The 26,233-nt window shown below is 62.8% G+C and carries 24 protein-coding genes, 1 tRNA gene and 2 pseudogenes; 18 read left to right on the top strand and 9 right to left on the bottom strand.

Going from position 1 to position 26,233, the window contains the following annotated elements; genetic code table 11:
- Positions 1-2: 2 nt before the first annotated feature.
- The 7 genes from HQ843_RS22170 (at position 3) to HQ843_RS22140 (ending at position 8,366) form a co-directional block, all read left to right on the top strand.
- Positions 3-1,115, top strand: a complete 1,113-nt coding sequence (locus tag HQ843_RS22170) for a sugar ABC transporter substrate-binding protein (RefSeq protein WP_180901165.1) — start codon at positions 3-5, stop codon at positions 1,113-1,115.
- Between the two features lie 63 nt (positions 1,116-1,178).
- On the top strand, positions 1,179-2,738 hold the full coding sequence (locus HQ843_RS22165; RefSeq protein WP_180901166.1) for a sugar ABC transporter ATP-binding protein: 1,560 nt from the start codon (positions 1,179-1,181) through the stop codon (positions 2,736-2,738).
- Positions 2,735-4,792: an ABC transporter permease gene (locus HQ843_RS22160; protein ID WP_180901167.1), complete on the top strand. Its 2,058-nt coding sequence runs from the start codon at positions 2,735-2,737 to the stop codon at positions 4,790-4,792. Before HQ843_RS22165 ends, HQ843_RS22160 begins: the two co-directional genes overlap by 4 nt.
- A gap of 11 nt (positions 4,793-4,803) precedes the next feature.
- Positions 4,804-5,598, top strand: coding sequence for an SDR family oxidoreductase (locus HQ843_RS22155; RefSeq protein WP_246710194.1), 795 nt, complete (start codon positions 4,804-4,806; stop codon positions 5,596-5,598).
- Positions 5,598-6,539 carry a 3-hydroxyacyl-CoA dehydrogenase gene (locus HQ843_RS22150; RefSeq protein ID WP_180903320.1) on the top strand — a complete coding sequence of 314 codons (942 nt, stop codon included), beginning with the start codon at positions 5,598-5,600 and terminating at the stop codon, positions 6,537-6,539. Before HQ843_RS22155 ends, HQ843_RS22150 begins: the two co-directional genes overlap by 1 nt.
- 4 nt (positions 6,540-6,543) lie before the next feature.
- The gene (locus tag HQ843_RS22145; RefSeq protein ID WP_180901169.1) at positions 6,544-7,470 is read left to right on the top strand and encodes a BKACE family enzyme; all 927 of its coding nucleotides are present in this window, start codon (positions 6,544-6,546) and stop codon (positions 7,468-7,470) included.
- 17 nt (positions 7,471-7,487) lie between these two features.
- A complete protein-coding gene (locus HQ843_RS22140) occupies positions 7,488-8,366 on the top strand; it encodes an SMP-30/gluconolactonase/LRE family protein (protein WP_180901170.1) in 879 nt (292 codons plus the stop codon).
- 134 nt (positions 8,367-8,500) lie between these two features.
- On the opposite strand, the pseudogene HQ843_RS29565 reads toward HQ843_RS22140, so the two are convergent.
- A pseudogene (locus HQ843_RS29565) lies at positions 8,501-8,703 on the bottom strand (ATP-binding protein); the annotation flags it as partial.
- Between the two features lie 208 nt (positions 8,704-8,911).
- On the opposite strand from HQ843_RS29565, the gene HQ843_RS22135 reads away from it, so the two are divergent.
- Both HQ843_RS22135 and HQ843_RS22130 read left to right on the top strand, forming a co-directional pair.
- The gene (locus tag HQ843_RS22135) at positions 8,912-9,211 is read left to right on the top strand and encodes an ABC transporter permease subunit (RefSeq protein WP_256432931.1); all 300 of its coding nucleotides are present in this window, start codon (positions 8,912-8,914) and stop codon (positions 9,209-9,211) included.
- A gap of 23 nt (positions 9,212-9,234) precedes the next feature.
- Positions 9,235-10,301, top strand: a pseudogene (locus tag HQ843_RS22130) (ABC transporter ATP-binding protein).
- A gap of 56 nt (positions 10,302-10,357) precedes the next feature.
- Here HQ843_RS22130 and HQ843_RS22125 read toward each other — a convergent pair.
- The 3 genes from HQ843_RS22125 to HQ843_RS22120 all read right to left on the bottom strand — a co-directional run bounded on the left by HQ843_RS22125 (position 10,358) and on the right by HQ843_RS22120 (position 11,676).
- The gene (locus HQ843_RS22125; RefSeq protein WP_256432958.1) at positions 10,358-10,897 is read right to left on the bottom strand and encodes a transposase; all 540 of its coding nucleotides are present in this window, start codon (positions 10,895-10,897) and stop codon (positions 10,358-10,360) included.
- A 335-nt stretch (positions 10,898-11,232) separates the two neighbouring features.
- The gene (locus HQ843_RS30110; RefSeq protein WP_371822122.1) at positions 11,233-11,439 is read right to left on the bottom strand and encodes a DUF6538 domain-containing protein; all 207 of its coding nucleotides are present in this window, start codon (positions 11,437-11,439) and stop codon (positions 11,233-11,235) included.
- Positions 11,440-11,599: 160 nt separating this feature from the next.
- Positions 11,600-11,676 (bottom strand) — tRNA-Arg (locus tag HQ843_RS22120).
- A gap of 400 nt (positions 11,677-12,076) precedes the next feature.
- Between HQ843_RS22120 and chvE (HQ843_RS22115) the strand changes: the two genes are divergently transcribed.
- The 4 genes from chvE (HQ843_RS22115) (at position 12,077) to mmsB (ending at position 17,303) form a co-directional block, all read left to right on the top strand.
- Entirely contained in the window at positions 12,077-13,147 is a 1,071-nt protein-coding gene (chvE, locus tag HQ843_RS22115) for a multiple monosaccharide ABC transporter substrate-binding protein (RefSeq protein WP_180901171.1), read from the top strand.
- Between the two features lie 199 nt (positions 13,148-13,346).
- Complete coding sequence (gene chvE / locus HQ843_RS22110; protein ID WP_180901172.1) at positions 13,347-14,420, top strand: multiple monosaccharide ABC transporter substrate-binding protein; 1,074 nt, start codon at positions 13,347-13,349, stop codon at positions 14,418-14,420.
- A gap of 152 nt (positions 14,421-14,572) precedes the next feature.
- Positions 14,573-16,093, top strand: coding sequence for a multiple monosaccharide ABC transporter ATP-binding protein (gene mmsA, locus HQ843_RS22105; protein ID WP_180901173.1), 1,521 nt, complete (start codon positions 14,573-14,575; stop codon positions 16,091-16,093).
- Between the two features lie 13 nt (positions 16,094-16,106).
- A complete protein-coding gene (gene mmsB / locus HQ843_RS22100; protein WP_180901174.1) occupies positions 16,107-17,303 on the top strand; it encodes a multiple monosaccharide ABC transporter permease in 1,197 nt (398 codons plus the stop codon).
- Positions 17,304-17,944: 641 nt separating this feature from the next.
- On the opposite strand, the gene HQ843_RS22095 is transcribed toward mmsB, so the two are convergent.
- Positions 17,945-18,844: a ribokinase gene (locus HQ843_RS22095; RefSeq protein WP_180901175.1), complete on the bottom strand. Its 900-nt coding sequence runs from the start codon at positions 18,842-18,844 to the stop codon at positions 17,945-17,947.
- Between the two features lie 142 nt (positions 18,845-18,986).
- Positions 18,987-20,153: a DNA recombination protein RmuC gene (locus HQ843_RS22090; RefSeq protein WP_180901176.1), complete on the bottom strand. Its 1,167-nt coding sequence runs from the start codon at positions 20,151-20,153 to the stop codon at positions 18,987-18,989.
- Positions 20,154-20,309: 156 nt separating this feature from the next.
- Here HQ843_RS22090 and def point away from each other — a divergent pair, with 156 nt between their 5' ends.
- The 5 genes from def (at position 20,310) to arsH (ending at position 23,914) form a co-directional block, all read left to right on the top strand.
- Positions 20,310-20,825 carry a peptide deformylase gene (def, locus tag HQ843_RS22085; protein WP_180901177.1) on the top strand — a complete coding sequence of 172 codons (516 nt, stop codon included), beginning with the start codon at positions 20,310-20,312 and terminating at the stop codon, positions 20,823-20,825.
- Positions 20,826-21,024: 199 nt separating this feature from the next.
- Positions 21,025-21,963, top strand: a complete 939-nt coding sequence (gene fmt / locus HQ843_RS22080; protein WP_180901178.1) for a methionyl-tRNA formyltransferase — start codon at positions 21,025-21,027, stop codon at positions 21,961-21,963.
- Complete coding sequence (gene truA, locus HQ843_RS22075; protein WP_180901179.1) at positions 21,963-22,715, top strand: tRNA pseudouridine(38-40) synthase TruA; 753 nt, start codon at positions 21,963-21,965, stop codon at positions 22,713-22,715. Before fmt ends, truA begins: the two co-directional genes overlap by 1 nt.
- Before the next feature lie 72 nt (positions 22,716-22,787).
- Positions 22,788-23,201, top strand: a complete 414-nt coding sequence (gene arsC, locus HQ843_RS22070; RefSeq protein WP_180901180.1) for an arsenate reductase (glutaredoxin) — start codon at positions 22,788-22,790, stop codon at positions 23,199-23,201.
- A 38-nt stretch (positions 23,202-23,239) separates the two neighbouring features.
- Complete coding sequence (gene arsH, locus HQ843_RS22065) at positions 23,240-23,914, top strand: arsenical resistance protein ArsH (RefSeq protein WP_246710446.1); 675 nt, start codon at positions 23,240-23,242, stop codon at positions 23,912-23,914.
- A gap of 28 nt (positions 23,915-23,942) precedes the next feature.
- On the opposite strand, the gene HQ843_RS22060 is transcribed toward arsH, so the two are convergent.
- The 3 genes from HQ843_RS22060 to dapE form a co-directional block, all read right to left on the bottom strand.
- Positions 23,943-24,407: a hypothetical protein gene (locus HQ843_RS22060; protein ID WP_180901182.1), complete on the bottom strand. Its 465-nt coding sequence runs from the start codon at positions 24,405-24,407 to the stop codon at positions 23,943-23,945.
- A 63-nt stretch (positions 24,408-24,470) separates the two neighbouring features.
- Positions 24,471-25,055 carry a hypothetical protein gene (locus HQ843_RS22055; RefSeq protein ID WP_180901183.1) on the bottom strand — a complete coding sequence of 195 codons (585 nt, stop codon included), beginning with the start codon at positions 25,053-25,055 and terminating at the stop codon, positions 24,471-24,473.
- Complete coding sequence (gene dapE, locus HQ843_RS22050; RefSeq protein WP_180901184.1) at positions 25,039-26,223, bottom strand: succinyl-diaminopimelate desuccinylase; 1,185 nt, start codon at positions 26,221-26,223, stop codon at positions 25,039-25,041. Before dapE ends, HQ843_RS22055 begins: the two co-directional genes overlap by 17 nt.
- Positions 26,224-26,233 lie beyond the last annotated feature (10 nt).

Below are 26,233 nucleotides of genomic sequence, written 5' to 3'. Positions count from 1 at the left end.
TCATGATTGGACGTTTACTCGCGGGCGCCGCCTGCGCCATCGGTCTTGCCGGGGCAGCACAGGCCCAGGATGCCGAGCCATACAAGATCTTTCTGTCGATGAGCTACATCGGCAATGACTGGCAGGCCGAAGCCTCGAACATGATCAAGGCACTGGCCGCATCCGAGGAGTACAAGGATCGCCTGAACCTTGATGTGCAAGTTGCCGGCCCCAACGCCCAGCGCCAGATCCAGCAGATCAATGCCATGGTGCAGGCGGGCGCGGATGCGATCGTAGTCTACCCGATCTCGCCCACCGCGCTGAACAGCGTGGTGCGCAGCGCCTGCTCGCGCGGTGTGACGATCATCGCCTATGACGCCGAAATCACCGAGCCCTGCGCCTATAACGTCACCATCGACCAAGCCGAAGCGGGTCGCAAGACAGCCGAATGGCTGGTCGAGCAGATGGGCGGCGAGGGCGATGTGGTGATGGTGACGGGCGTTCCGGGAACCTCGGTCGACACCGCCCGTACCTCGGCCGCGAAGGAGGTCTTCGCGCAGCATGACGGCATCAATATCGTCGGTGAGGCCGTTGGCATGTGGAGCCAGGCGGTGGCGCGGACCGAACTTAACAAGCTGATGGCCACCCGCGACTGGTCCGCGATCGACGGGCTGTGGATGCAGGTCGGCTGCTACACGGCCAACGCGATGCAACTCGAGGCGGGCCAAGCGCCCGAAGACCTGCTGCCCTGCGCGGGCGAAGGCTCGAACGGCGGACGCATCCAGATGCTGCCCGCCGATACCGCGGTCGACGGCGCGTCTGCGCCCTATGCGCCGATGGGCGCGCCGCGGATTTCCTATGCCTCTCCGCCCTATTCCGGGGCGCTGGCGCTGAAGCTGGCGGTCGACAAGCTCGATGGGGTGGAGATCCCGCAGCACACCACCCTGCCGCTGCCGCTGGTCACCAACGAGACGGTCGAGCTGTGCGAAACCGGGAGCTGGGAAGAACAGAAGGCCGGCTGCAACGCCTTCCAGCCGGGTCTGGTGTCGAATCCGGGCTGGTTCGCCTCGATCTTCTCGGAAGAGCTGCCGCAACTCGGGTTGAACGCCGCGCTTGTGGGCCAGCCCGAGCGCTGATCCCCGGCCCCGATCCGGCGGCAGACTGCCGCCGGACCCCTTCACAGCATTCTCGAGGACGCCATGTCATCCGCACCCGCTGTCGCGGTCTCCGGCCTGACCAAGGCCTACGGGCCGACCGTGGCCAATGACCAAGTCGAATTTTCCGTTGCCCGGGGCCGCGTCCACGCGTTGCTGGGCGAGAACGGCGCAGGCAAGTCGACCACGATGAAGCTGCTGTCGGGTCTCGTGCGGCCCGACGCCGGCAGCATCTGTATCGACGGACGGGAAGTCGCGTTGCGCTCGCCGCGCGACGCCCATGCGGCGGGCATCCAGACCGCCTTCCAGGAACTGACCCTGGTGCCGGACCTGACGGTGCTCGACAACATGCTTCTGCCGCGCGCGCCGTGGACGCCGCTCGGCACGCTGAACCGCGGTCGCACCCGCCGCGCCCTATCCGCCCATTTCTACGCACTCGACCTTTCCGTCGACCTCGATGCGCTGGCCGGCGAGCTGAGCCTCGCGGTCCGCCAGAAGATCGAGATAGCACGGGCACTCTATCGCAAGCCGCAGATACTGCTGCTGGACGAGCCGACCTCTGCCTTGTCGGGCAGCGATGTTGACTGGCTCGGGCGCATCATCGCCGATGCGGCGGTACAGGGTATAACGGTGCTGTTCATCTCTCACCGCATGCCCGAGGTGCGCGCCTTTTGCGACACGCTTACAATCCTGCGCAACGGACGCTCTGTCCATTCTGCGAGGGTAGCCGATGTCACCGACGCCGAGGTGGTCGAGATGATCATCGGACGTTCTGTGGAAAATGCGTTTCCTCCGCCGCGCCCGCCGCGCGACAGGCATGACGAAACGCCGGTGCTGGCGACACGCGGCCTGTCCGCCGGGCCGAAATTGCACGGGGTCGACATCGCGCTACACAGGGGCGAGATCCTCGGCATTGCTGGTTTGCAGGGCATGGGGCAGGAGGCGCTGTTCTCGGCTCTGTTCGGGCAGGAACACTTGCATGCGGGCCATGTCGAACTCGACGGCGCGCCGCTGCATTTGCGCTCGCCCGCCGACGCGCTGCATCCGTCCGTCGCCATCGGCCTCGTACCTGAGGAACGCAAGACGCAGGGACTGTTTCTCAAGCTGCCGGGACGGCAGAACGCCAGCCTGCCGGTGCTGGACCGTTTCCGTCGCGGCCCGCTGCTGGATGATGCCGCCGAAGCGCGCGCCGCCGCCGGGGCCTTTGCCGCAGTCGAAGTCGACGCGCGCGCGCACTACCTGCCCGCAGGCGCGTTTTCGGGTGGCAACCAGCAGAAGATCGTATTGGCGAAGTGGCTGGTCGCACAAAGCCGCATACTGTTGCTTTTCGATCCGACGCGCGGCATCGATGTGGGCACAAAGGAACAGCTCTACGCCCTGCTGCGCGCCTATTCCGACGCCGGCGGTTCTGTGCTGCTGCACTCGACCGAAATTCCCGAACTGGTTCATCTCTGCGACCGCGTCGGGGTGCTTTACGAGGGCCGCGTGCGCTGCTGGCTTGAAGGCGACGCCCTGTCCGAGAAAACAATCATGGCAGCGACGCTTGGGGGAAGCGATCCGCTCCACGTCTCGACGCCCCGCGACCGGCAGGAGGTTCCCGCATGATCGATCAGCCCCTTACGTCTGCCCCGCCCGCTGGCTTGTTGCCAGGCCTGCGCAGCCTGAAACGCGCCCAGGCGGTGATCGTCGCCGCTCTGGTGTTTGCCGGGCTGATGCTGCTGAACAGCCTTCTCAGCCCGTATCCGCTGAGCTATTTCGACATTTCCTTCCTTTCCAGCGGCGGAGCCACCACGGCTATCGCCGCAGCCGGCCAGACGCTGGTGATCATCTCCGGCGGGTTCGACCTGTCGGCAGGAGCCGTGGTGTCGTTGGTCAATGCGGTGCTTGCAACCTCGATGGACCCGTCGAACATGGAGGCCTCCGTGCCGCTCTGGACTGCCATCGGCATCGCCATCGGCACGAGCGTCGGCGCGGTCAACGGCTTTTTCGTCGCGGTGATGCGGCTTCAGCCCATTGTTGTAACGCTCGCTGTGATGTTCATCGTCCAGGGGCTGACCCTGCTGGTCATGGCGACGCCCGGCGGCTTCGTCGCGCCGTCGCTGGCAACGGTCTATCTCGGCGACACGCTGCCAGGCCTGTTGCCCGCACCGCTGACCCTGCTGGGTGTGCTGGTGCTGCTGTGGCTCTGGCTCAAGCGCACGGCGTTCGGCGTGGCGCTCTTCGCTGTGGGCAGTGATATCGAGGCGTCACGTGCAACCGGGCTCAGAACCCGCACCGTCACCTTCGTCACCTACATGCTAGCCGGCGGGCTCTACGGGCTGGCCGGAGTCTTCGTCAGTGCCCAGACCGGCAGCGGTGATCCGCTGGTGGGCAACGCGTTGCTGCTGCCGACCTTCGCCGCCGTCGTCATCGGCGGAACCCGGCTCGGCGGCGGCAAGGGCGGCATTCCAGGTACGATCCTCGGGGCCTATATCCTGATGATCGTGGTCAATCTTCTGCTGTCGCTCAACGTCTCGGCCTATTACGCAACCATCGCCGAAAGCGCCGTGTTGCTGGTTGCCGTGCTGGCGGGTTCGCTCACCAAGGACAGCCCGCTATCGCAGCGCCTGCGCGAACTAAAGGACGCGTTCGCCGCCCGCCGCAAGGGCTGGCTGGTATCGCAGCGTCCGAAGGCGGACCGCAGGCTTGTCTTCACCCAGCCTTCCGGAACCGCGCCGAAATTGAATTTCACGCAGCGTTATGGCGCAACGCTGCGCCACGCGCTTCCTGCCTGGATTTGCCTCGTACTGGTGCTGATCGCGACGCAGCTCGTGCTTGGAGGTGTGTTTACCGGATGGCGCTACTGGGATTCGCTGCTCGTGCTCTCAAGCTTCCTCGCCATCCTGGCGCTGGGCCAGGGTGCTGTGATCCTGACCGGCGGGCTCGATCTTTCGCTGCCATGGTGCATCGCGCTGTCGGGCGTGTTGATGACGGGGCTTGTCGGAGGCCAGGACGCCGGCCTTCTGGTGGCCCTGCCGGTGGTGTTCGCCGTGGCGGCGATGATCGGACTGGCAAACGGTCTCGGCGTGGTCGCTCTGGGGCTCTCGCCGATCGTGGTCACGCTGGCGATGAACGGCATCCTGCAGGGCGCGGCGCTGATCTGGTCCGGCGGCACGCCGGCGGGTTTTGCCCCGCCCGCGCTGCGCTGGCTCATGACCGGGAAGATCCTTGGCGTGACCCCGGTTATCCTGTTTATGGTCGCCTTTGCCGCCGCAGCGATCCTTCTGCTGGGACGCACCGTCTTCGGTCGCCAGGTTTATGCCGTCGGCAACAGCGCGCTCGCCGCGCGTCTGTCGGGCGTGCGAAGCGGGCGGGTTATCGTCTCGGTCTACATACTGTCGGCGCTCTGCGCCGCGCTGGTTGGCGTACTGCTGGCCGGGTTTTCCGGACAGGCAAGCCTCGGCATGGGCGACGACTATCTGCTGCCCTCGATCGCCGTGGTGGTGGTTGGCGGCGCACTGATCACCGGCGGGCGCGGGCATTACGCCGGCATGCTGGGTGGCGCTCTGCTGCTCACCGCGATGCAGATGCTGCTCGCGGGCACCGCACTGCCCTTTGCCTTCCGGTCCGTATTCTTCGGCCTTGTCATCCTGATGGCCGTTATCGCCCTGCGCGAATGAAGGAGATTGACATGAACGACACCCCCCGTATGATTTTGCCTGGCCTTGCGGGCATGCGCGTCGCGGTCACCGCCGGCGCAGGCGGCATCGGCCTTTGCATCGCGCGCGAACTGGCCCGACAGGGCGCCCGCCTGGCGATCTGCGACGTGGATCCCGCCGCGCTTGAAACCGCCGCCGCCGAACTTGACGCCGAGGTCGCGATGCTGGCCGACGTCTCGGACGAGGCCGAGGTCGCGGCATTCTTCAAGTCCATCGGGACCGGCATGGGCGGGCTCGACGCGCTGGTCAACAACGCCGGCATCGCCGGCCCGACCGGCGGCGTCGACGCGATATCGCCTGCCGACTGGCGACGCTGCATCGATATCTGCCTGACCGGCCAGTTCCTCTGCACCCATCATGCCGTGCCGATGCTGCGTGCGGCCGGCGGCGGGGCCATCGTCAACATCTCGTCGTCTGCGGGCAAGTTCGGTTATGCCTTCCGCACCCCCTACGCCTCGGCCAAGTGGGGCGTTGTCGGCTTCACCCAGAGCCTTGCCAAGGAGCTGGGGCCGGACAATATCCGCGCCAATGCCATCCTGCCGGGCATCATCGCCGGACCACGCATCGAAAAGGTGATCGCCGCCCGCGCGGAGCAGACCGGCCTCAGTCACGAGGCAATGACCGAGCGCTACCTGGCCAACGTCTCGCTGCGGCGCATGACCCCGCCGGAGGATGTCGCCGACATGGCCGCCTTCCTGATCGCCGATACCGGACGCAACCTGTCGGGGCAGAGCTTCCCCGTCGACGGCAACGTGGAGACGCTCTAATGCCCGCCCCTGTCGCCTGCATCGGCGCCGGCCTGATCGGCCGCGCCTGGTCCATCGTCTTCGCCCGCGCCGGCCACGAGGTGCGGCTCTGGGACGAGAGCGCCGAAGCGCCGCATGCCGCGCGCGCCTTTGCCGCCGAGATGCTGCCCGAACTGGGGCGGCTCGGCCTCATCGATTGTGACCCCGAGGAGGCGCTTGCGCGCATCCGCCCCGTCGCCACGCTCGAAGAAGCGCTGGACGGCGTGGAGCACGTGCAGGAAAGCACGTTCGAGGAGATCGGCGTGAAGCGCGCGATCTTCGCGCGGCTCGATGCGATCGCGGGTCCGGAAACGGTTCTGGCCTCGTCTTCCTCCGCTTTGCTACCCTCGGTGATCTCCGAGGGGCTTGCGGGACGTCACCGTGTGATGGTGAACCACCCGATCAACCCCGCCTACCTGGTCCCGGCGGCGGAACTGGTGCCCGCGCCCTGGACCGATCCCGCGCTGATGGACCGCACCGCGACCATGCTGCGCGCCGCGGGGATGCGACCCATTGTCATGAAAAAGGAGATCGACGGCTTCATCATGAACCGGATGCAGGGGGCTCTGCTCCACGAGGCCTTCCGGCTGGTCGAGGGCGGCTTTGCCAGCGCCGAGGACGTGGATATCGGCCTCAGCGAGGGGCTTGCGCTGCGCTGGTCCTTCATCGGGCCGTTCGAAACGATCGATCTCAACGCCCCCGACGGCGTGCGGCAATATGTCGAACGCTATGCGGGCATCTATGACGGCCTTTCCGAGCAGCCCCCCGCCGACTGGCGCGGCGCGGTGCTGGACCGCATCGAGGCGGAGCGCCGCGCCGCCCTGCCGGCAACAGACATCGCCGACCGGCAAGCCTGGCGCGACCGGCGACTCATGGCGCTTGCCGCCCACAAGCGGCGCGCCGCAAACGAAATCGGAGACTGAGACCATGCCTGACAAGGTGATCATCACCTGCGCCGTGACCGGCGCCATCCATACCCCGACCATGTCGGAATATCTGCCCATCACCCCCGACGAGATCGCCGAGGCCGCCATCGGCGCCGCCGAGGCCGGGGCCGCGATCCTGCATCTGCATGCGCGCGACCCCAAGACCGGCAAGCCCGATCAGTCGCCGGAAGCCTTCGCGCCCTTCCTCAGCCGCATCAAGCAGTCGACGAACGCGGTCGTAAACATTACCACTGGCGGCTCGCCCTATATGACCGTGGACGAGCGCACCAAACCGGCGGCGCATTGGTCGCCCGAAGTCGCCTCGCTCAACATGGGTTCGATGAATTTCGGCTTCTTCCCGCTGTTGGCGAAATACAAGGAATTCAAGCACGAATGGGAACGCGAACACCTTGAGGGCTCGCGCGACCTGGTGTTCCGCAACTCGTTCAAGGACATCGAATATGTGCTCGAGACCTGCTACGGCAACGGCACAAGGTTCGAGTTCGAATGCTACGACATCTCGCATCTCTACAACCTCGCCCATTTCGCCGATCGCGGGCTGGTGAAGCCGCCCTTCTTCGTGCAGTCGGTCTTCGGGCTTCTGGGCGGCATCGGCACCCACCCCGAGGACGTCATGCACATGAAGCGCACCGCCGGCCGGCTGTTCGGCAGCGATTTCCGCTGGTCGGTGCTGGGCGCGGGGAAGGACCAGTTCCGCATCGCTGCCCAGGCGGTCAGCATGGGCGGGAACATCCGCGTCGGGCTGGAGGACAGCATCTGGATTGCGCGCGGCAGGCTGGCGGAGAGCAACGCCCAGCAGGTTGCCAAGGCGCGCGCGCTTGTCGAGGGGCTGGGGCTCGAGATCGCCACCCCGGACGAGGCCCGCGAGATGCTGGCGCTCAAGGGCGGCGACGCTGTGAATTTCTGACAGGGAGGAAGACGGTTATGAAGATCGACATTTTACTGGACGTGAAGACCACGCTGGGCGAGGGCCCGGTCTGGGACGTGGAGAGCCAGCGGCTCTATTTCATCGACTCGATGGACGGGCGGGTGTTCCGCTGCACCGCCGAAGGTACAGAGCTGCGCGCCTGGGACGTGCCGGGCAAGATCGGATCCATGGCGCTGCGCAAGGACGGCTCCGGCGCCATCGTGTCGCTGGACAAGGGATTCCATCTGCTGGATTTCGAAAGTGGCGACTGCCAGTTGCTGCACGACCCCGAGCCGGGATTGGACACCACCCGTCTCAATGACGGTAAATGCGACCGCAAGGGACGGTTCTTCGCCGGCTCCATGGACATGATGGAAGAGGGCCCGAAAGGCGCGCTCTATCGGGTCGATCCGGACCTGAGCGTCACCACGGTCGACAACGGCATCATCTGCTCGAACGGGCCGTGTTTCTCGCCGGACGACAGGACCTTCTATTTCACCGACACCTGGACAGGCGAGGTCTGGGCCTATGACTACGACATCGAGACCGGTGCGGTTTCGAACCGCCGGACCTTTACGAAGGTCGACACCTCGAACGGCGGCGCGGCGGATGGCGCAACGGTGGACGCGGAGGGATATTACTGGCTGGCACTGGTCTATGACGGGCGGCTCTGCCGCTACGCGCCGGATGGCACGCTTGACCGCGAGATCGAGATGCCGGTGAAGAAGGTGACCAGCGTGCAGTTCGGCGGGCCGAATCTCGATGTGCTCTATGTCACGTCGATGGCCAAGCCGCCACTACCCCGCTTTCCTGGCGACGGCGTTCTGCGCGGCAGCCTTTTCGCGATCACGGGGCTTGGGGTCAAAGGCCTGCCCGAACCGCGCTTTGCGGGTTGAAGAGCGGCGGCAATGGCCAATGCAGTACATCGCGCTCTCTGGATCGGGGCCTTGGCAAGGCGCTTGCCGGTTTGGCCGTTGCCACAAACGATGCCTTTGGAAGGCCGTCGATTTACACTCCAATCGGTTCCTCTTCAATGCCTTTGATGCAGCGGCAGCACTCTCGCTCTCATCAATTCCGACCCGACGCGAACACCTGTCGCTCTCTTTTGTGTCGTGTGTACCGCTGCCGCGCCGGCTTTGAACCTGAAGCTGGGTTGTTTCCAGTCTGCAAGGTATGGCAAAGATGCGTCAGTCGGTCGGAGTGCGCCGTGGTTAATTTGGCATCACCGAAAACATCTTGGCGGCCAGGGCGGCCTATTCCGTTGCAAAGACAATGTCCGATTACAAGCGCCGACGATCCGCATTGTTTGTGCTGCAGGTTCGGCAATTCAATCAAGCTGCCGTCCCAAGAAATTCTATACCCAACAATTTCTATAGGGGAGGGTATTCATGATGGGTTGAGGGGGTGAGGCTTCACACTTTTCCTTGTCCGCCTCTGCTCGATGTTGAGCGCCTTCGTGCGCATCGTCCTGCGCAATTCGCTGCCGGGTATTCTGTCCACAGCGATCTACAGCTTCCTTCTGGCCTGGAATAACTACCTGATCGCGCTGGTCTTTCTCAGGTCCGATTCCAACTTCACGCTGCCGATCGGACTTCAGACCTTCTTTCAGCAGAACCAGGCCGACTGGGGACCGGTGATGGCCTGTGCCGTCATCATGCTGCTGCCCCCGGTTCTGGTTTTTGCCTTTCTCAATCGTTTCTTCAGCATCGGCGGCGTCGGCGGTGCACTTGCAGGCAAATAGTCATGCAGTCCGGGGAGATTTAAATGGCTGAAATGAGCATCGACACAGTCGGTAAATTCTATGGTGCCTATGAGGCGCTGAAACAGGTCTCCGTCGAGATAGAAGATGGGGAGTTCGTCATCCTTGTTGGGCCGTCCGGCTGCGGGAAGTCGACGCTCCTGCGCATGATCGCCGGTCTGGAAGACATATCCTCTGGCGAGATCCGGATCGCCGAGCAGGTTGTGAACGATCTCGCTCCCAAGGATCGCGATATCGCGATGGTGTTTCAGAATTATGCGCTCTATCCGCACATCACGGTTGCGGAAAACATGTCCTTTGCGCTGAAGATGAAGCGTGTTCCCAAGGCGGAAATCGATGCCAAGATCCGGCAGGCCGCAGACATTCTCGGACATGGCGCGCTTCTTGAACGCCGTCCGCGCGAGCTGTCCGGCGGGCAGCGACAGCGCGTGGCAATGGGGCGCGCGATCCGCAGGTCTTTCTCTTCGATGAGCCGCTTTCCAACCTTGACGCCAAGTTGCGCGTGCAGGTGCGCGCCGAAATCAAGGAGCTTCATCAGCGGCTGAAAACAACGATCATCTATGTCACGCATGATCAGATCGAAGCGATGACGATGGCGGACAAGATCGTGGTGATGAAGGACGGGCGAATTGAACAGGTCGGCGCGCCGCTGGAGCTCTATGACCATCCGGTGAATATGTTCGTTGCCGGCTTTCTGGGATCGCCATCGATGAACTTCATCAGCGGCACAGTCACGGACACCGGATTCCGCATCTCTGGCGACTACGAACTTCCTCTTGCCGATAAACGCGAAGCGGCGGTCTATGGTATCAGGCCGGAAAACATTGCCCTTGATCCGGACGGGTTGCCTGCCGAAGTCGTCGTCGTCGAGCCCACCGGGTCTGAAACGCAGGTTATTTTCCGTCTGGGCGGCGAACAGATTGTCGGCATCTTCCGCGAGCGGATCGAGGCCCGGCCGGGGGGTATTTTGAAGCTCATGCCCGATGCAACGAAGGTTCACCTGTTCGACCGCGACGGTTTGTGCTCGATCTGGAGCGGATTCCGCTCTAGCAGTCTGTCGGATTTTCTATGAGGTCGTTTTGGAATTGAGCGGCTTCGAAGCGGAATTGGGGTGAGGTTCGCCCGCCCTCACGCCGTTTCGGCCCTCAACTTGGCCATTCTCTTGACGTTACAGGCCAAGGCGACGAGGCTCCATTCGCTTTTGACCTTTTCGAGGCCACGAAGCCTGGAGTTTCGGAATCCCAGCGCCGATTTGAGGATGCCGAAGACGGGTTCGACGGTCTGTTTGCGCAGTTTGTGCATGGCCCGTCCCTCCTTTGTTTCCAGCGCCTCTTTCATCTCGATCCTCCAGGGGTCCTTGATCGCCCGCGGCGGTTTGTCCTTGTCCGGCGGTGGACGGAAGTCATAGGGCCGCTGGGGCTGTGTGGACGAAATCGCCACCAGTGGTTCGATGCCCCGGGCCTTCAATGCCGTGACCGCTTCGCCGCTGGCATAACCGGCATCACCCAGAACCCGCTTCGGTGTGCCAAGCTCCGCGTCGATCAACGCCATTGTCTCCACGAAGGTCGGCTGATCGCTCGGCGTGGTGGCGACATTCGTGGCGACAATCAGTTGGGTGCCGTCGGCGTCGACAACGGCCTGTGCGTTATAATACCAAGGCGCGAAGATGCTGACGCATCCCCGCCTAGAAGGAATTGCGAATTTCCCAATTGTCCTGGTGACTTGGTATAAGCTTGACGATATTCATGCCGCGCTGACTTGCGCATCAATTGACTGTCGGGGTCGCTCAGATTGGTCTGACCTTTCGGTGGAGGGGGCGGCCCATTTCCATTTGGGCCATCGTCCGACGCCCTTGGCGGAGACCCCTTGCGTCCCGTCCTGGCATCGAAGGCCGCCTTCTTCTCGTCATAGGCGCGCCTGGCGTCTTCATGCTCGGCCTTGGCCTTGGCCTCGGCCTCAAGCCGGGCACAGGCCGCGTCCAGCTTCGCCTTCAAGGCCTCCCGCTACCCCTCAAGCACCGGTGCTTGAGGGGTAGCGGGGTGATCTTTGGGATTGGCAAGAAAGAGCCGCAGCGCCTCAAGCAGCTCGTTGGTCGCCGCCGCCTGTTGCAGGTCTCGCCGCTTTGCCTGTCGTGGGTCTGTGGTCCGGAGGGATACGGTCAGTTCTCGCTTGAAGCGTCCCGTCTTCGGATTGACGAAAGTTGAAAACACAGGCGGGAGCCGCGTAGGCGCTGCCTTTTCGCCGTTGCATATATGTCATCCCTGCCATGTGGTGTCCGACCCCTGTGGGCTAGCATTGCGTACAAGCACGCTGCCGACAAGGTGTTGAAACCTTAAAGCTTTTTAGAGATAAATGCATTAAGAAGCTCATTGGCGCGCCCGACAGGATTCGAACCTGTGACCTTTGGAATCGGAATCCAACACTCTATCCAGCTGAGCTACGGGCGCTTTGCGCGGGCGTGATCCGCCTGCGCGGTCTGTTTAACCCAGCTTGCGGGCTGCATCAATCGCAAAAATACCGGGTCGTGAAAAACCCTTGCCGTTTGCAGGAATGGTCTCGCCGCCGGCGCCTATTAGACCATAGGATAAGACGCGGTCGTCCGGGACCCGACATCAGCTCGCGGGCGGGCTTGAAATTCAACGGGTTAATTCGCCCGAAAGCCGGAAACATAGCAGAAATGGTATATCAGCTTCGGCGATCTCGATTTGACACGCGTCGCGTTCTGGTAGCACCCTTGTGCCGCGATCTGCGTTTTGCAACCGCAAGGGTTGCGAAGGGGAGGACCTGAGAGCCGACACATCGGCCAAGGCGCGGAGCGAACACATATTCGCGAATTGGGAGAGAGCTATGAAATTGGTAGTTTCCGCACTTGCCGTTGCGGCAATGACGGTTGCGTCGTTTGCCGTGCCGGCCTTTGCGCAGGACAAGGGCACGATCGGGATCGCGATGCCGACGAAATCGTCGGCCCGGTGGATTTCGGACGGTGAGTCCATGGTCGCACAGTTCAAAGAGGCTGGCTACGACACCGACCTGCAATATGCTGAGGACAATATTCCTAACCAGCTTTCGCAGATCGAAAACATGATTACCAAGGGCGTCGATGCGCTGGTGATCGCCTCGATCGACGGCACCACGCTTTCCAACGCGCTTGCAAACGCCGCAGCCGCCGGCATTCCGGTGGTCGCCTATGACCGGCTGATCCGCGAGAGCCCGGATGTCGACTATTACGCCACATTTGACAATTTCCAGGTCGGCGTGCTTCAGGCCGAGAGCCTGGTCGACGGTCTGAATCAGCGCTTCCCCGATGGCAAGCCCTGGAATGTCGAGCTGTTCGGCGGCTCGCCGGACGACAACAATGCCTATTTCTTCTATGATGGCGCGATGTCGGTGCTGCAGCCGATGATCGATTCCGGCGATATCGTCATCCCGTCCGGCCAGATGGGCATGAACCAGGTCGGCACGCTGCGCTGGGATGGCGCGGAAGCGCAGGCCCGGATGGATAATCTTCTGTCGGCCAACTATACCGACAGTGAGGTCAACGGTGTGCTTTCGCCCTATGACGGCCTTTCGATCGGTATCCTGTCCTCGCTGAAGGGCGTGGGCTACGGTTCTGGTGATCAGAAGATGCCGATCGTGACCGGTCAGGATGCCGAAATTCCCTCGGTCAAGTCGATCATCGCCGACGAACAGTATTCGACGGTGTTCAAGGATACGCGCGAGCTTGCCCGCGTGACAGTTGGCATGGTTGATGCCCTGCTGGCCGGCGGCGAGCCGGAAATCAACGACACCAAGACATACGACAATGGCGTCAAGGTGGTCCCGTCCTATCTGCTGTCGCCGGTCTCGGTCGATGCCTCCAACTGGGAGGAAATCCTGGTCGATCAGAGCGGCTATTACACCCTTGACCAGCTTAAGTAGCAATTCTGGCGGACGGGCGCTTTTTCGCCCGTCCGTTGCTTTCTGCGGTCGCGCCAAGCCCAGCCGGATTTTATTGTGCGACCTGATATGACTTACGTGCCTCAGAATTGATGCCGTTGGCAATGCGGCGCAAGAGGCGATGAACCCTCCGGAAAGCCGGAGGGCGACCGGGCCGTCGGGCCCTTGAAGGGAGAGAGACATGCGGAAGATTATCTCAATGCTTGCAGCCGCTTCGGTGGTGGCTGTCGCGATCGGCGCACCGGCGATCGCCGCCGACAAGGGCTATGTCGGCATCGCCATGCCGACCAAGGGCCTTGACCGCTGGAACAAGGACGGCGCGTCCATGGTCGAGCAGTTCGAGGCGGCCGGCTACAAGACCGACCTGCAATATGCTGAAAACGAAATCCCCCAGCAGCTTTCGCAGATCGAGAACATGATCACCAAGGGCGTCACCGTTCTCGTGGTCGCGGCGATCGACGGCGGCTCGCTCAGCGGCCCGCTCGCCAATGCGGGCGCCGCCGGCATTCCGGTGATCGCCTATGACCGGCTGATCCTCAACACGCCCGATGTCGATTATTACGCGACCTTCGATAACTACAAGGTTGGCGTGTTGCAGGGCAACAGCCTGGTGGCGGGCCTGAAAGAGCGCTTCCCCGACACCAAGCCCTGGAATGTCGAGCTTTTCGGCGGTTCGCCGGACGATAACAACGCCTATTTCTTCTATAACGGCGCGATGTCGGTCATCCAGCCGCTGATCGATTCCGGCGATATCGTGATCCCGTCCGGCCAGATGGGCATGGACAAGATCGGGACGCTGAACTGGTCGAACGCCGCCGCCCAGGCGCGCATGGACAACCTGTTGTCGGCCTATTACACCGACAAGCCGCTACACGGCGTCTATGCCTCCAACGATGACCTTGCCATGGGATCGATCTCGTCGCTGAAGGGTATCGGCTACGGTTCCGGCGACATGAAGATGCCGATCATTACCGGCCAGGACAGCAATCTGCCGAACGTCAAGGCGATCGTCGACGGCGACCAGTATTCCTCGATCTTCAAGGATACCCGCAAGCTCGCCGGCGTCACCGTCGGCATGGTGGAAGCCATCGGCGAAGGCAAGGAGCCGGAAGTCAACGACACCAGCACCTATAACAACGGCGAGAAAGACGTGCCGTCCTACCTGCTGGAACCGGTGATCGTCACCCAGGACAACTGGAAGCAGATCCTGGTCGATGACAGCGGCTATTACACCATGCAGCAGATCGAGAACTGATAGAACCGACTTTGCTCAAGGGCCCGTCGCCGGTACCATCCGGCGGCGGGCCTGACGCGCGCAGGCCCGGCACGGCGTCCGGCGTTGTGTCGATGGAATGGGTGGGATCGGCGGGCAGGCCGCGATCCGGTGCCAAACGGATGACAGGTGTCATGACGAAATTGCTCGAAATGCGAAAGATCACGAAGACCTTTCCCGGTGTGAAGGCGTTGAGTGATGTCGACCTCCAGGTCGAGGAAGGCGAGATCCACGCTCTGGTCGGCGAGAACGGGGCAGGCAAATCCACGCTGATGAAGGTGCTCTCCGGGGTCTATCCTCATGGATCCTACGACGGCGAAATCTACTATGACGGTGAGCTGGCGATCTTTTCCGGCATTGCCGACAGCGAAAAGAAGGGCGTCATCATCATCCACCAGGAACTGGCGCTGGTGCCGCAATTGTCGATCGCGGAAAACATCTTCCTCGGCAACGAGGTGTCTAGGGCAGGCGTGATCGACTGGCCGGAAACCTTCGATCGCACCGAAAAACTGCTCAGAAAGGTGGGGCTGAAGGATCCGCCGGCAACGCTGGTGGACAAGATCGGCGTCGGCAAGCAGCAGCTCGTCGAAATCGCCAAGGCGCTTTCCAAGGATGTGCGGCTGCTGATCCTGGACGAGCCGACGGCGGCCCTTTCGGAATCCGACAGCGCCAAGCTTCTCAAATTGCTGCTCGAACTGAAACAGCAGGGCATTACGTCGATCCTGATCTCGCACAAGCTGAACGAGGTCGAACAGGTCGCCGACAACATCACGGTGCTGCGCGATGGCGCCTCGGTCGCAGATATCGATTGCGCCGCGGAGGAGGTGAGCGAGGCCCGGATCATTCAGGCCATGGTCGGCCGGACCATGGAAAACCGCTATCCCGACCGCGAACACAAGATCGGCGAGGAACTGATGGTGGTGAAGGACTGGACTGTCTGGCACCCCGAGCAGGCCGATCGAAAGGTGATCAAGAATGTCGGCTTCAATGTGCGCGCCGGCGAGATCGTCGGCATCGCGGGCGTGATGGGGGCAGGCCGCACCGAGCTTGCGATGAGTATTTTCGGCCACAGCTATGGGCGCAACATCTCCGGCGAGGTCTGGCTCGGCGGCAACAAGGTGGATGTCACCACCGTGCCGAAGGCCATTCATGCCGGTCTTGCCTATGTAACGGAAGACCGCAAGGGCCTGGGGCTGATCCTCGATGAACCGATCACCCGGAACGTGACGCTCGCCCATCTTGGCGGGGTGTCGCGCTACGGCGTGCTGAACTCCGCCGAGGAAACCAAGACGTCCGAACATTACCGCAAGGCCATGAACATCCGCACGCCGTCCGTGGCCCAGCGCGTGGTCAACCTTTCGGGCGGCAACCAGCAGAAGGTGGTGCTGTCGAAATGGCTGTTCACCCAGCCGGACGTACTGATTCTGGACGAGCCGACCCGCGGCATCGATGTCGGCGCCAAATACGAGATCTACACACTCATGAACGAGCTTGCGGCCGAAGGCCGGGGGGTCGTGATGATCTCCTCCGAAATGCCGGAACTGCTCGGCATGTGCGACCGCATCTACATCATGAACGAGGGGGCATTGGTGGGCGAACTGAGCGCCGCAGAGGCGAGCCAGGAACGCATCATGTCCTTCATTGTCAGAAAATGAGAAAGAGTTGACGATGAATACACCAGAGGAAACCACGGCAGTCGAGAACAAGCCCTCGATCCGCTCCTATCTGACGCTCAGGATGCGCGATTACGGCATCCTGCTCGCCCTGCTCGTCATCATCGCGTTTTTCCAGGTCATGACCGACGGCGTGCTGATGCGACCGGTCAACATCACCAACCTGTTCCTGCAGAATTCCTATGTGATCATCATGGCGCTCGGCATGCTAATGGTCATCGTTGCGGGGCATATCGACCTGTCGGTGGGCTCGATCGTGGGTTTCATCGGCGCGCTTGCCGCGGTGATGATCGTGCACTGGAACCTGCCGGTCATCGTCGCCTTCGTTGCCTGCATCTTCGCCGGCATGCTGATCGGGGCATGGCAGGGATATTGGGTCGCCTACTGGCGCATACCATCCTTTATCGTCACGCTTGCCGGCATGCTGATCTTTCGGGGGCTTTCGCTGTGGCTCCTCAACGGTCAGTCGGTCGGGCCGTTCCCCGGCTCGTTCCAGTTGCTGTCGACGGGGTTCGTGCCGGACATTTTCGGCGTTGGGAAACCCAATATGACGGCGCTCGCAGCCGGCATCATCGCGGCGGCCGCGATCGTCTATCTTGCCTGGCGTTCGCGCGCCCGCAACGTCGCCTACGGCATCGAGGACGAGCCGCTTTCCTTCTTCCTCGGGCGCAACATCATCGTCGCGGGCGTTCTGGTGTTCGTATCCTGGAAGCTCGCTTCGTTTCGCGGCCTGCCGAACGTGCTGATCTCGATGGCGATCCTGACGGTGATCTACACCTTCATCACCGAAAGCACGACCTTCGGGCGCAGGGTCTATGCCATCGGCGGCAATGAAAAGGCGGCAGCCCTTTCCGGGATCAACACCAAGCGGCTGAATTTCATCGTGTTCGTGAACATGGGCATGCTGGCGGCGCTCGCCGGCCTGGTGTTCGCGGCCCGCCTCAATATCGCGACGCCCAAGGCCGGCAACGGTTTCGAACTCGATGTGATCGCCGCCGTCTTCATCGGCGGCGCGTCGATGTCGGGCGGCGTCGGCAAGATCGTCGGCGCGGTGGTCGGCGCTTTCATCATGGGCATCATGAACAACGGCATGTCGATCATGGGCATCGGCATCGACTACCAGCAGGTGATCAAGGGTCTGGTGCTGCTCGCCGCCGTCGTCTTCGACGTCTACAACAAGAACAAGGCCTGACATTGCGCAAAAAAGGCAGGGCGATCTCGCCCTGCCGCAATGGCTGTCACGCGAGGTCGCCGATCCGAGAAACCCCGGCACATCGGGGGAGGATGTGCCGGGGCAGCGGGGCGCACCCCCTTCCAGACTGCCGGTTGAACCGGCACCTTGGCGTGTCTGGATAGTGCGTTAACGCACAACTCACGAAAAGGATCAAAAAAAAGTAAAAAATTTAACAATTGGGGCATTTCGCAGACGCCGCGCAGAGCCGCCTGAGGCTGCGACAAAACGGTGAGATGAAAACGTGCGTGGCCTCCCGCTCACCGGCTTGCGGGGCCGGGGCTTTGTTCTGCAAGCCGGGCAAACCGGAAATACCAGTTTGTTGGCGAAGCCTGCCCTGCTCTCCGCCGTCATGCTCGCCCGAGCATCTAGGCACGTATCAACACGACAAGCGTCTCGAACGAAAGTCAATTCAAATACAATCCATTACGACACGCCAACGCCGCTCGTGCGGAACAGTGGTTAGATCCTCGGGACAAGCCCAAGGATGACGTCCGTAAAAAGGATAGGTCTGTCAGCAGTCTGAATATCCTGTCAATTTGCTTTCATGCTTGTCCGGACGGAAAACCGGTATCCCTTTTTTGGGGGGACGCGCTTCGATATCAGGCCCGGGCATCGACTTCGCTTTTTTCCGGAATTGCCGGCTGGGCGCCGGGCTTGAGGCAGGCGAGCGCGCCGGCGACCGCGGCGCGGTGCGCTGCGTCCTCGAAGGACAGGCCCTGATCGAGCCCGCTTGCGAAATAGCCGCAGAAGGTGTCGCCGGCGCCGACGGTGTCGACCGGATCGATCTTCAGCGCGTCGATGCGGTGGAAGGCGCCTTCATGCATGGCGACCACGCCCTCGGCCCCGAGCGTGATGACGATGGTCTGGCCGGTTTCGTCATGGCGGGTTTTGAGCATGGCGATCCGGCCTTCGCTGCCCAGTTCCTCGGCGCCGACAAGCCGTTCGAACTCGGTTTCATTCGCAATGACGATATCGGCGAGCGCGCCGAGTTCGGCCGCTTCCTGCGTGAGCGGGGCGGTGTTGAGGATCGTGCGAATGCCTTTCTCGCGGGCCTTGGCGAGCGCCCTGCGGATGGCAGCGGCCGGTATTTCGAGTTGCAGCACGAGCGTGTCCTCGGCCGACATCCCCGCCACGACCGCCTCCGCGTCTGCTTCGCTGACCTTGCCGTTGGCGGCGGCGTTGATGACGATCACGTTTTCGCCGTCGCCGCCGACCAGGATCATCGCTGTTCCTGTGGCGCCATCGGTAATCTTCACCGCCGACAGGTCGACGCCGGCGTCAGCCAGAAGGGCGGTGGCGGAGCTTGCAAAATCGTCATTGCCGACGGCGCCCGCCATGGCGACGGCGGAACCCGCGCGGCGCGCGGCAAGGGCTTGGTTGGCACCCTTGCCGCCCTGGGCGGTGGCAAAGGAGGTTCCGGCTACGGTTTCGCCCGGCTTCGGCAGGCGCGGCGTGGTGGCGATGAGGTCCATATTGATGGAACCGAAGACCGTGATCATTGCATTTCTCCCGTCGACATCGCGTGGCTCTCGCGAAGGTTTCCGCCGGACCGCGCGGCCCGGATTTTCCGCCCGCCCGGTCACCCAACGAACCGGCGATGCGTTCCCAAGCGCTTTTATTGCCGGCGAGCGACAATGGCAATCAGTCCTCGTCGACGACGCGCAGTTTCATCCGGCCAAGCCCTTGTTGCTCGCCTTCCGGGCCGGAAGGTGGCTCCGTTTCGTTTCGTACGGATTCGAACTCCAGCGCCTCGATCCGCTCGCCCCGCCGGGCGATCTTGCCCGTGGAAATCCGGATCGTCTCGACATCCTGGCGGGCCTGGTTGAAGTGGTTTTCAAGCTTTGCCACGCGTTCGTTGAGGCGGGTCAGGTCGGCCAGCAGATGGGCAACCTCGCCCTGTATCAGATGCGCCTGCTCGCGCATGCGCTGGTCCTTCATCACCGCCTGCACCACCTGGATCGACAGCAGCAGCAGCGTCGGCGAGACGATCACCACGCGTGCCGCATGGGCGCGCTGAACAACCGCTTCATAGTGCTCATGAATATCGGCGAAAATCGATTCGGAGGGCACGAACAGGAAGGCCGTGTCCTGGGTCTCGCCGGGCAGCAGATATTTGCCGGCGATATCGCGGACATGGATGTCGAGATCGCGGCGGAAACGCTGGCCGGCGGTGCGGGAGGCCTCGTCGCTTTCCGCAGCGCGCATGGCGTTCCAGGCCTCGAGCGGAAACTTGGCGTCGACGATCAGCGGCGGCGCGCCGTTCGGCATGTCGATCACGCAGTCGGGCCGGGTGCCGTTCGAAAGCGTTGCCTGGAACCGGAAACTGCCGGCAGGCAGCGCATCTGCGATGATCGCCTCCATCCGTCCCTGGCCGAAAGCGCCGCGGGTCTGCTTGTTGGAGAGGATAGCCTGCAGGCCCACCAGATCCTTTGCCAGCGACTGGATATTGTTCTGCGCCGCATCGATGACGGCAAGCCGCTCCTGCAGGCGGCGCAGGTTCTCGTGGGTGGTCTGGTGTTGCTGGTGAAGCGTACTGCCGATCCGCTGCGAAAGGCCGTCAAGGCGGGACCCAAGCGCGGCGTTGAGCTCGGACTGGCGGCTGCCGAACAATTCCGCCATCGTCGCCATCCGCCCCTGCATCTCGTTCTGGGCCTGCACCAGTTGCTGCAGTTCGCGCTCCAGCGGCTTGTCCTGCCGACCGCCGCCGCGCCGCCTCATCAGGAGGATGACAATCAGAACACATAGGACCGCGGCGATGCCGAGCATCACCGGGTCCATCGTCGCCAACTGCGCCTGCACTCTGTCCATCACGTCACCCTCAATTTTTCAAGCCTAGCATATTTTTACTTGAAAGAAAGATCAAAACGTGAACAAAATAAATCCTGACAGACAAACAGTACGGAGGCCTTATCGACAGCGTACGAAATGATTTCCCCCGGCGCGAACATGCGCTATGGGGAGGACATGACCACGATGCCATTGATTATCTTGCCGGACCCTCTGCTGCGCACGGTCTCGAAACCGGTCGAGCGCATAGACGACGACTTGAAGAAATTTGCCAATGATATGCTGGAGACCATGTATGAGGCCCCCGGTATCGGCCTTGCCGCGATCCAGGTCGGCCTGCCCCGGCGCATGCTCGTTCTGGATGTCGCAAACAGGGACGAGGGCGAGAAGCAGCCCATGGTGGTGATCAATCCGACCGTGCTGCACACTTCGGATGAGCGCTCGGTTTATGAGGAGGGCTGCCTGTCGATACCGGAATTTTATGCCGAGGTGGAGCGGCCGGCCCGCGTACGGGTGCGCTATACCGACCTTCAGGGCGCGGAACAGGAAATCGAGGCGGATGGTCTGCTTGCCACCTGCCTGCAGCACGAGATCGACCACCTCGATGGCGCGCTTTTCATCGATTATCTCTCGCGCCTGAAGCGTGAACGGGTGATCAAGAAGTTCACCAAGACCGCACGGCACAAGCTCTAGGGCAATTCCGCTTGCCTGGCTCGCGTGCCCCGCGTTTTTCGCGCGCTGGACAAGCGAGCCGGTTGGCGCTTTGACCGGCGCGCTTCGGGACTGATTTGCTTTTTGCAGAAACGCGTGCGCGTCCTATCTATCTGTTTTACCGCATTTTCGCAGATGGCTTCACCTGACTGCGAAATGCTCCGGGCCGGAAGGAGCGATGATGACCCTTAGAATAATCTTTATGGGCACGCCGGAATTTTCCGTTCCGACCCTCAGGGCGCTGCGGGAGGCGGGCCATGAGATCGCCTGCGTCTATACCCAGCCGCCGCGGGCGGCGGGCCGCCGGGGGCTTTCGGAGGTCAAGTCGCCGGTGCACCAGGCCGCCGAACTGCTTGGCATGGCGGTGCGCACGCCGGAAAATTTCCGCGATGCCGCAGAGCGCGCCGCGTTCGCCGCGCTCGATGCCGATGTCGCGGTTGTCGTCGCCTATGGCCTGCTGCTGCCGGAAGCGATCCTGAATGGCACGCGGCTCGGCGCCTATAACGGTCACGCCTCGCTTCTGCCGCGATGGCGGGGCGCGGCGCCGATCCAGCGCGCGATCATGGCCGGCGACCGCGAGACAGGCATGATGATCATGAAGATGGAAAAGGGGCTCGATACCGGGCCGGTGGCGCTGACCAAACGGATCGCGATCGGTCCCGACATGACAGCGGGAACGCTGCACGACCGGCTGATGCATGACGGCGCGCGCCTGATGGTGGAGGCGATGGCAAAGCTCGAGGCCGGCGACCTGCCGCTGACGCCGCAGGACGAAGTCGGCGTCACCTATGCGAAGAAGATAGACAAGGGCGAGACCCGGATCGATTTAACGCGACCGGCGCTCGAAGTGCACAATCATATGCGGGCGCTCGCGCCGTTTCCGGGCGCCTGGATGGAAGTGCCGGCGGGCCGGCGACGGGAGCGGGTCAAGGTGCATGAAAGCGCGCTCGGCGAAGGCGAGGGAGCGCCCGGAACGGTGCTTGCGGGGCCTGACCTCACGATTGCCTGCGCAGAGGGCGCGGTGCGCCTTCTCAGATTGCAGAAGGCCGGCGGCAGGCCGCTTTCGGCCGGGGAATTCCTGCGCGGCACGCCGCTTGCGCCGGGAACGGTGCTCGACTGATGCCACGTTATCGCCTGAAGGTTGAATATGACGGCACTGCCTTTGTCGGCTGGCAGCGCCAGGCCACGGGGCGCTCGGTCCAGAGCGCGCTGGAGGAGGCCATTGCCGGATTTTCCGGCGAGACCGTTTCCATCCGCGGCGCGGGGCGCACCGATTCCGGCGTTCACGCCCGCGGCCAGGTGGTGCATGTCGATCTCGTAAAGCCCTGGAGCCCGTTCACGCTTCTGAACGCGGTCAATGCGCATCTGCGCCTTGCCCGCGACAGTATTTCGGTGGTCGATGCGGTTGAGGCCGAACCCGGGTTCGATGCCCGGTTTTCCGCGCTTCGGCGGCATTATCTCTACCGCATCATCAATCGTCGCGCCCACCCGGCGCTCGAATGGAAGCGCGGCTGGTGGGTGCCGAAGCCGCTGGATCACGAGGCGATGCACGCGGCAGCCCAGGTGCTCGTCGGCAGGCATGACTTCACCACCTTCCGCGCGGTTCAGTGCCAGGCCAAATCGCCGGTGCGCACCCTCGACAGGCTCGACGTGACGCGGGCGGGGGAGATCATCGAGATCCGCGCCACCGCGCAGAGCTTTCTGCACAACCAGATCCGCTCCTTTGCCGGAACGCTGAAGCTTGCCGGAGAAGGCAAGATGTCGGCGGAGGATGTGCGCCAGGCGCTGGAGGCGCGCGACCGCAAGGCCTGCGGCCCGGTGGCCCCACCCGAGGGGCTCTATTTCATGAGGGTCGAATATCCGGGTGATTGAGGCGGAGGCTTGAACTCAGCAGTAATCCGTTATATCGACATTTCCAGCATTATGGATATATAGGAGGCTTCGATGCCGGTCACCATTTACCACAACACGGCTTGCGGGACCTCCCGCAACGTTCTGGAGATGATCCGACAGTCCGGCGAGACGCCGGAGATCATCGAATATCTGAAGACGCCGCCGACGCGCGAAAGGCTTCAGAAACTGATCGCGGCGATGGGGATTTCGGTGCGTGATCTGCTCCGCCGCAAGGGTACGCCCTATGATGAACTCGGCCTCGATGATCCGGCGCTTTCCGACGCCGCGCTGCTCGATGCCATGATGGCGCATCCGATCCTGATCAATCGTCCGATCGTGGTGACGGAAAAGGGCGCGAAACTGTGCCGCCCGTCGGAGACCGTGCTGGAAATCCTGCCCAACCCTGCAATCGGCGCCTTCACCAAGGAAGATGGCGAGGTGGTTTCGCCGCGGGGTGAAAAATGAGCCCGCCGGACGCGGAGGCGATGCCCGCGCTTGATGCAATGGCATTTCGCCCTGTCGATCAGGAACGCCTGTTTTCCGGCAACCGGATCACGCATCCGCCGAGGGTGCTGATGTTATACGGCTCGCTGCGCGAACGCTCCTATTCGCGGCTTTTGACCGAGGAGGCGGCGCGTTTGCTCGAAGCCTTCGGCGCCGAAGTCCGGATTTTCGATCCGCATGGCCTTCCGCTGGTCGGCAGCACCGATGAAAACCATGCAAAGGTGCAGGAGTTGCGGTCCGCTTCGATCTGGTCAGAAGCCCATGTCTGGTGCTCGCCCGAACGGCACGGCGCGATGAGCTCGGTCATGAAAACCCAGATCGACTGGCTGCCGCTTTCTGCGGGGGGCGTGCGGCCGACACAGGGGCGGACACTGGCGCTGATGCAGGTTTGCGGCGGGTCCCAGAGCTTCAATACCCTCAATCAGATGCGTATTCTCGGCCGTTGGATGCGGATGTTCACCATCCCCAATCAATCCTCCGTTGCCAAGGCTTACAATGAATTCGACGAGAGCGGGCGAATGCATCCGTCATCCTATTATCGCCGCGTGGTCGATGTCATGGAGGAACTGGTCAAGTTCACCCTGCTGCTGCGCGGGCAAACCGCATACCTGACGGAGCGCTATTCCGAGCGGGTCGAGGCGGCCGAGCGGCACGCGCGCCAGACCGGAACCTGACCGCCGCTTCTGCAAAACGTTGCGGCCCTCACTGCGACGAAACGGTCGGGCCGGTGACGCAGGTGAGCTCGCTGAGCGGTGGTTGCGTGGTCTGCATCTGATAGGCGGCGCGTTCTTCCTTGGTCTGGCAATAGGGTATTTCCACGCCGGAAAAGCCCTTGTCCGAAAGGCAGCGGTTGATCAGGCGCTTGCGCAACTTCTCGTTGGTGTCGTAGCTGTAGCTCTCCACCGGCGTGGTGTAGCCGCCAACCTCGCCGCATACGGTGGTGTCGCCATCGCTGTTGCAACTGACATAGCCCGGATAGCTGTAGCCGCCGGTAACTTCCGTCACCATGTTCTGGGGCACATCCTTCAGCGCGGCGATGAAGCACTGGTCATAGGCTTCCTGCCGCTCAGTGCGGGTCGAGCCTTCCTTGTAGAGAACGGAAACCGGTCCCGTCTGGCAGGCGACAAGGCTCACCAGGACAGCCAAAGGTAGTGCGTGTTTGAACATTGCAAGTCCCCCGATATGCGCGAACTTTACGGCAGCAGCGGTCGCTGTCAAGCAAGAGCGGTTTCAACCGCCGATGATATAGCGCGTGCCGATATCGGTGACCAGCAGCGCGGTGATCGCCGAAGCGATGATCGCCGCAGCCGTTGGCAGCACCTTTTCGTTCAGCAGCATGTAGACGATCCGGATTTCGAACAGGAAGGCGCCGAGCAGCACGGTCTGGAATACCACCAGCACGATGCTCGCAAGCGGCTGCAGCCCGGTCGCGATCAGGAAGATCGCCAGCGCCGCGAAAATGTTGACCGGCAGGCTCAGCCAGTTGGTGGCGACGATGATCTTGAGGAAGGCGCGCGGCAGGCCGGAGACCATGCAGACGACGCCGAGCACCACCAGCGGCGCCATCCAGCTCAGACCCTGGATCAGCGCGGTGCGCACAAGGGCCGTGAGGGTCAGGTCGACGGCGGGCTGCATCAGGCGGGTGAGGCTGACCAGTTCGCTTGCCACCATCAGCGGAAAGGAATAGGCGAGCGCCCAGAACGAGCGCGCCACACCCCGATCGGTGAAATCGAGATGTCGTGCATGGGCAGGATCGGCCCTGAACAGCAGCCAAAGTCCGCGCATGTAGAAAAGGACTTCAGCAAGCTGCGGCAAGCGCGAACCACCTCCCGATGAAATGCCGGTAGATTTCGGTCAGCGTCTCGAGATCTTCGACCGCCACGTGCTCATCCACCTTGTGCATGGTCTGGCCGACGAGGCCGAACTCGACAACGGGGCAATAATCCTTGATGAAACGCGCATCCGAGGTGCCGCCGGTGGTGGAAAGCTGCGGCGTTTTGCCGGTTACCGCCGCAATCGCATCGGAAAGGCTGCCGGCAAGCTGCCGGTCGCGCGTCAGGAACACCGGGCTGACGCGGCCGAGCCATTCGACCTCGAAACGGGTGGTATCCTGTCCGTCGGCGCGGGCCGCGCGGCCAAGCCGTTCGAGGATTTCCGCCTTCAGCGTCTCCTCGCTCCAGAGGTCGTTGAAACGGACATTGAAGGTCGCCGTGGTCTTTTCCGGGATCACATTGGTTGCGGTATTGCCGGTATCGACCGAAGTCACTTCCAGATTGGTGGGCGGAAACAGATCCGTGCCGTCATCCAGCGGCTTGCCCATCAGCGCGTCGAGCATGGCCGCCATTGTTCTCAGCGGATTGTCGGCCAGATGGGGATAGGCGACATGGCCCTGAACGCCGGTCACCGTCAGCCGGCCGCTCAGCGAACCCCTGCGGCCGACCTTGATCATGTCGCCGAGCGCGTCCGGATTGGTCGGCTCGCCCACAAGCGCTGCGTCCCAGTGCTCGCCGCGCGCCTTTGCCCATTGCAGCAGCTTGTCCGTGCCGTTGATGCCCGGGCCTTCCTCATCGCCGGTGATCAGCAGCGAGACCGACCCCCGGGGTCGGCCATTCTCGCCGACAAAGCGGGCCAGCGCCGCCACGAAACAGGCAATGCCGCCCTTCATGTCGACGGCGCCGCGGCCATAGAGCATGCCGTCCGCGATCACGGCGGCGAAGGGCGGATGGCGCCAGGAGGCGGCATCGCCGGGCGGCACCACATCGGTGTGGCCGGCAAACATCAGATGCGGGCCGTCCGCGCCGAGCCGGGCATAGAGGTTTTCGACGTCCGGCGTGCCGTCTCCGCTTGCCGTCATTCGCGCGACGGCAAAGCCGAGCGGGGCCAGCATCGCCTCAAGCGCCGAGAGCGCACCGCCTTCCTCCGGGGTCACGGAGGGGCAGCGGATCAGGGACTTCAGGTTTTCGACGGGGTCGGTGACGCTCATCATCTCTATC

This window comes from Martelella sp. NC20 (assembly GCF_013459645.1).
Lineage (GTDB): Bacteria > Pseudomonadota > Alphaproteobacteria > Rhizobiales > Rhizobiaceae > Martelella.
This window is presented reverse-complemented; position numbering and strand designations above follow the sequence as displayed.

Coding starts and splice junctions, on each gene's coding strand:
- HQ843_RS22170 (WP_180901165.1), top strand. CDS start 3: ATGATTGGACGTTTACTCGCGGGCGCCGCCTGCGCCATCGGTCTTGCC.
- HQ843_RS22165 (WP_180901166.1), top strand. CDS start 1,179: ATGTCATCCGCACCCGCTGTCGCGGTCTCCGGCCTGACCAAGGCCTAC.
- HQ843_RS22160 (WP_180901167.1), top strand. CDS start 2,735: ATGATCGATCAGCCCCTTACGTCTGCCCCGCCCGCTGGCTTGTTGCCA.
- HQ843_RS22155 (WP_246710194.1), top strand. CDS start 4,804: ATGAACGACACCCCCCGTATGATTTTGCCTGGCCTTGCGGGCATGCGC.
- HQ843_RS22150 (WP_180903320.1), top strand. CDS start 5,598: ATGCCCGCCCCTGTCGCCTGCATCGGCGCCGGCCTGATCGGCCGCGCC.
- HQ843_RS22145 (WP_180901169.1), top strand. CDS start 6,544: ATGCCTGACAAGGTGATCATCACCTGCGCCGTGACCGGCGCCATCCAT.
- HQ843_RS22140 (WP_180901170.1), top strand. CDS start 7,488: ATGAAGATCGACATTTTACTGGACGTGAAGACCACGCTGGGCGAGGGC.
- HQ843_RS22135 (WP_256432931.1), top strand. CDS start 8,912: ATGTTGAGCGCCTTCGTGCGCATCGTCCTGCGCAATTCGCTGCCGGGT.
- chvE (WP_180901171.1), top strand. CDS start 12,077: ATGAAATTGGTAGTTTCCGCACTTGCCGTTGCGGCAATGACGGTTGCG.
- chvE (WP_180901172.1), top strand. CDS start 13,347: ATGCGGAAGATTATCTCAATGCTTGCAGCCGCTTCGGTGGTGGCTGTC.
- mmsA (WP_180901173.1), top strand. CDS start 14,573: ATGACGAAATTGCTCGAAATGCGAAAGATCACGAAGACCTTTCCCGGT.
- mmsB (WP_180901174.1), top strand. CDS start 16,107: ATGAATACACCAGAGGAAACCACGGCAGTCGAGAACAAGCCCTCGATC.
- HQ843_RS22095 (WP_180901175.1), bottom strand. CDS start 18,844: ATGATCACGGTCTTCGGTTCCATCAATATGGACCTCATCGCCACCACG.
- HQ843_RS22090 (WP_180901176.1), bottom strand. CDS start 20,153: ATGGACAGAGTGCAGGCGCAGTTGGCGACGATGGACCCGGTGATGCTC.
- def (WP_180901177.1), top strand. CDS start 20,310: ATGACCACGATGCCATTGATTATCTTGCCGGACCCTCTGCTGCGCACG.
- fmt (WP_180901178.1), top strand. CDS start 21,025: ATGACCCTTAGAATAATCTTTATGGGCACGCCGGAATTTTCCGTTCCG.
- truA (WP_180901179.1), top strand. CDS start 21,963: ATGCCACGTTATCGCCTGAAGGTTGAATATGACGGCACTGCCTTTGTC.
- arsC (WP_180901180.1), top strand. CDS start 22,788: ATGCCGGTCACCATTTACCACAACACGGCTTGCGGGACCTCCCGCAAC.
- arsH (WP_246710446.1), top strand. CDS start 23,240: ATGGCATTTCGCCCTGTCGATCAGGAACGCCTGTTTTCCGGCAACCGG.
- HQ843_RS22060 (WP_180901182.1), bottom strand. CDS start 24,407: ATGTTCAAACACGCACTACCTTTGGCTGTCCTGGTGAGCCTTGTCGCC.
- dapE (WP_180901184.1), bottom strand. CDS start 26,223: ATGAGCGTCACCGACCCCGTCGAAAACCTGAAGTCCCTGATCCGCTGC.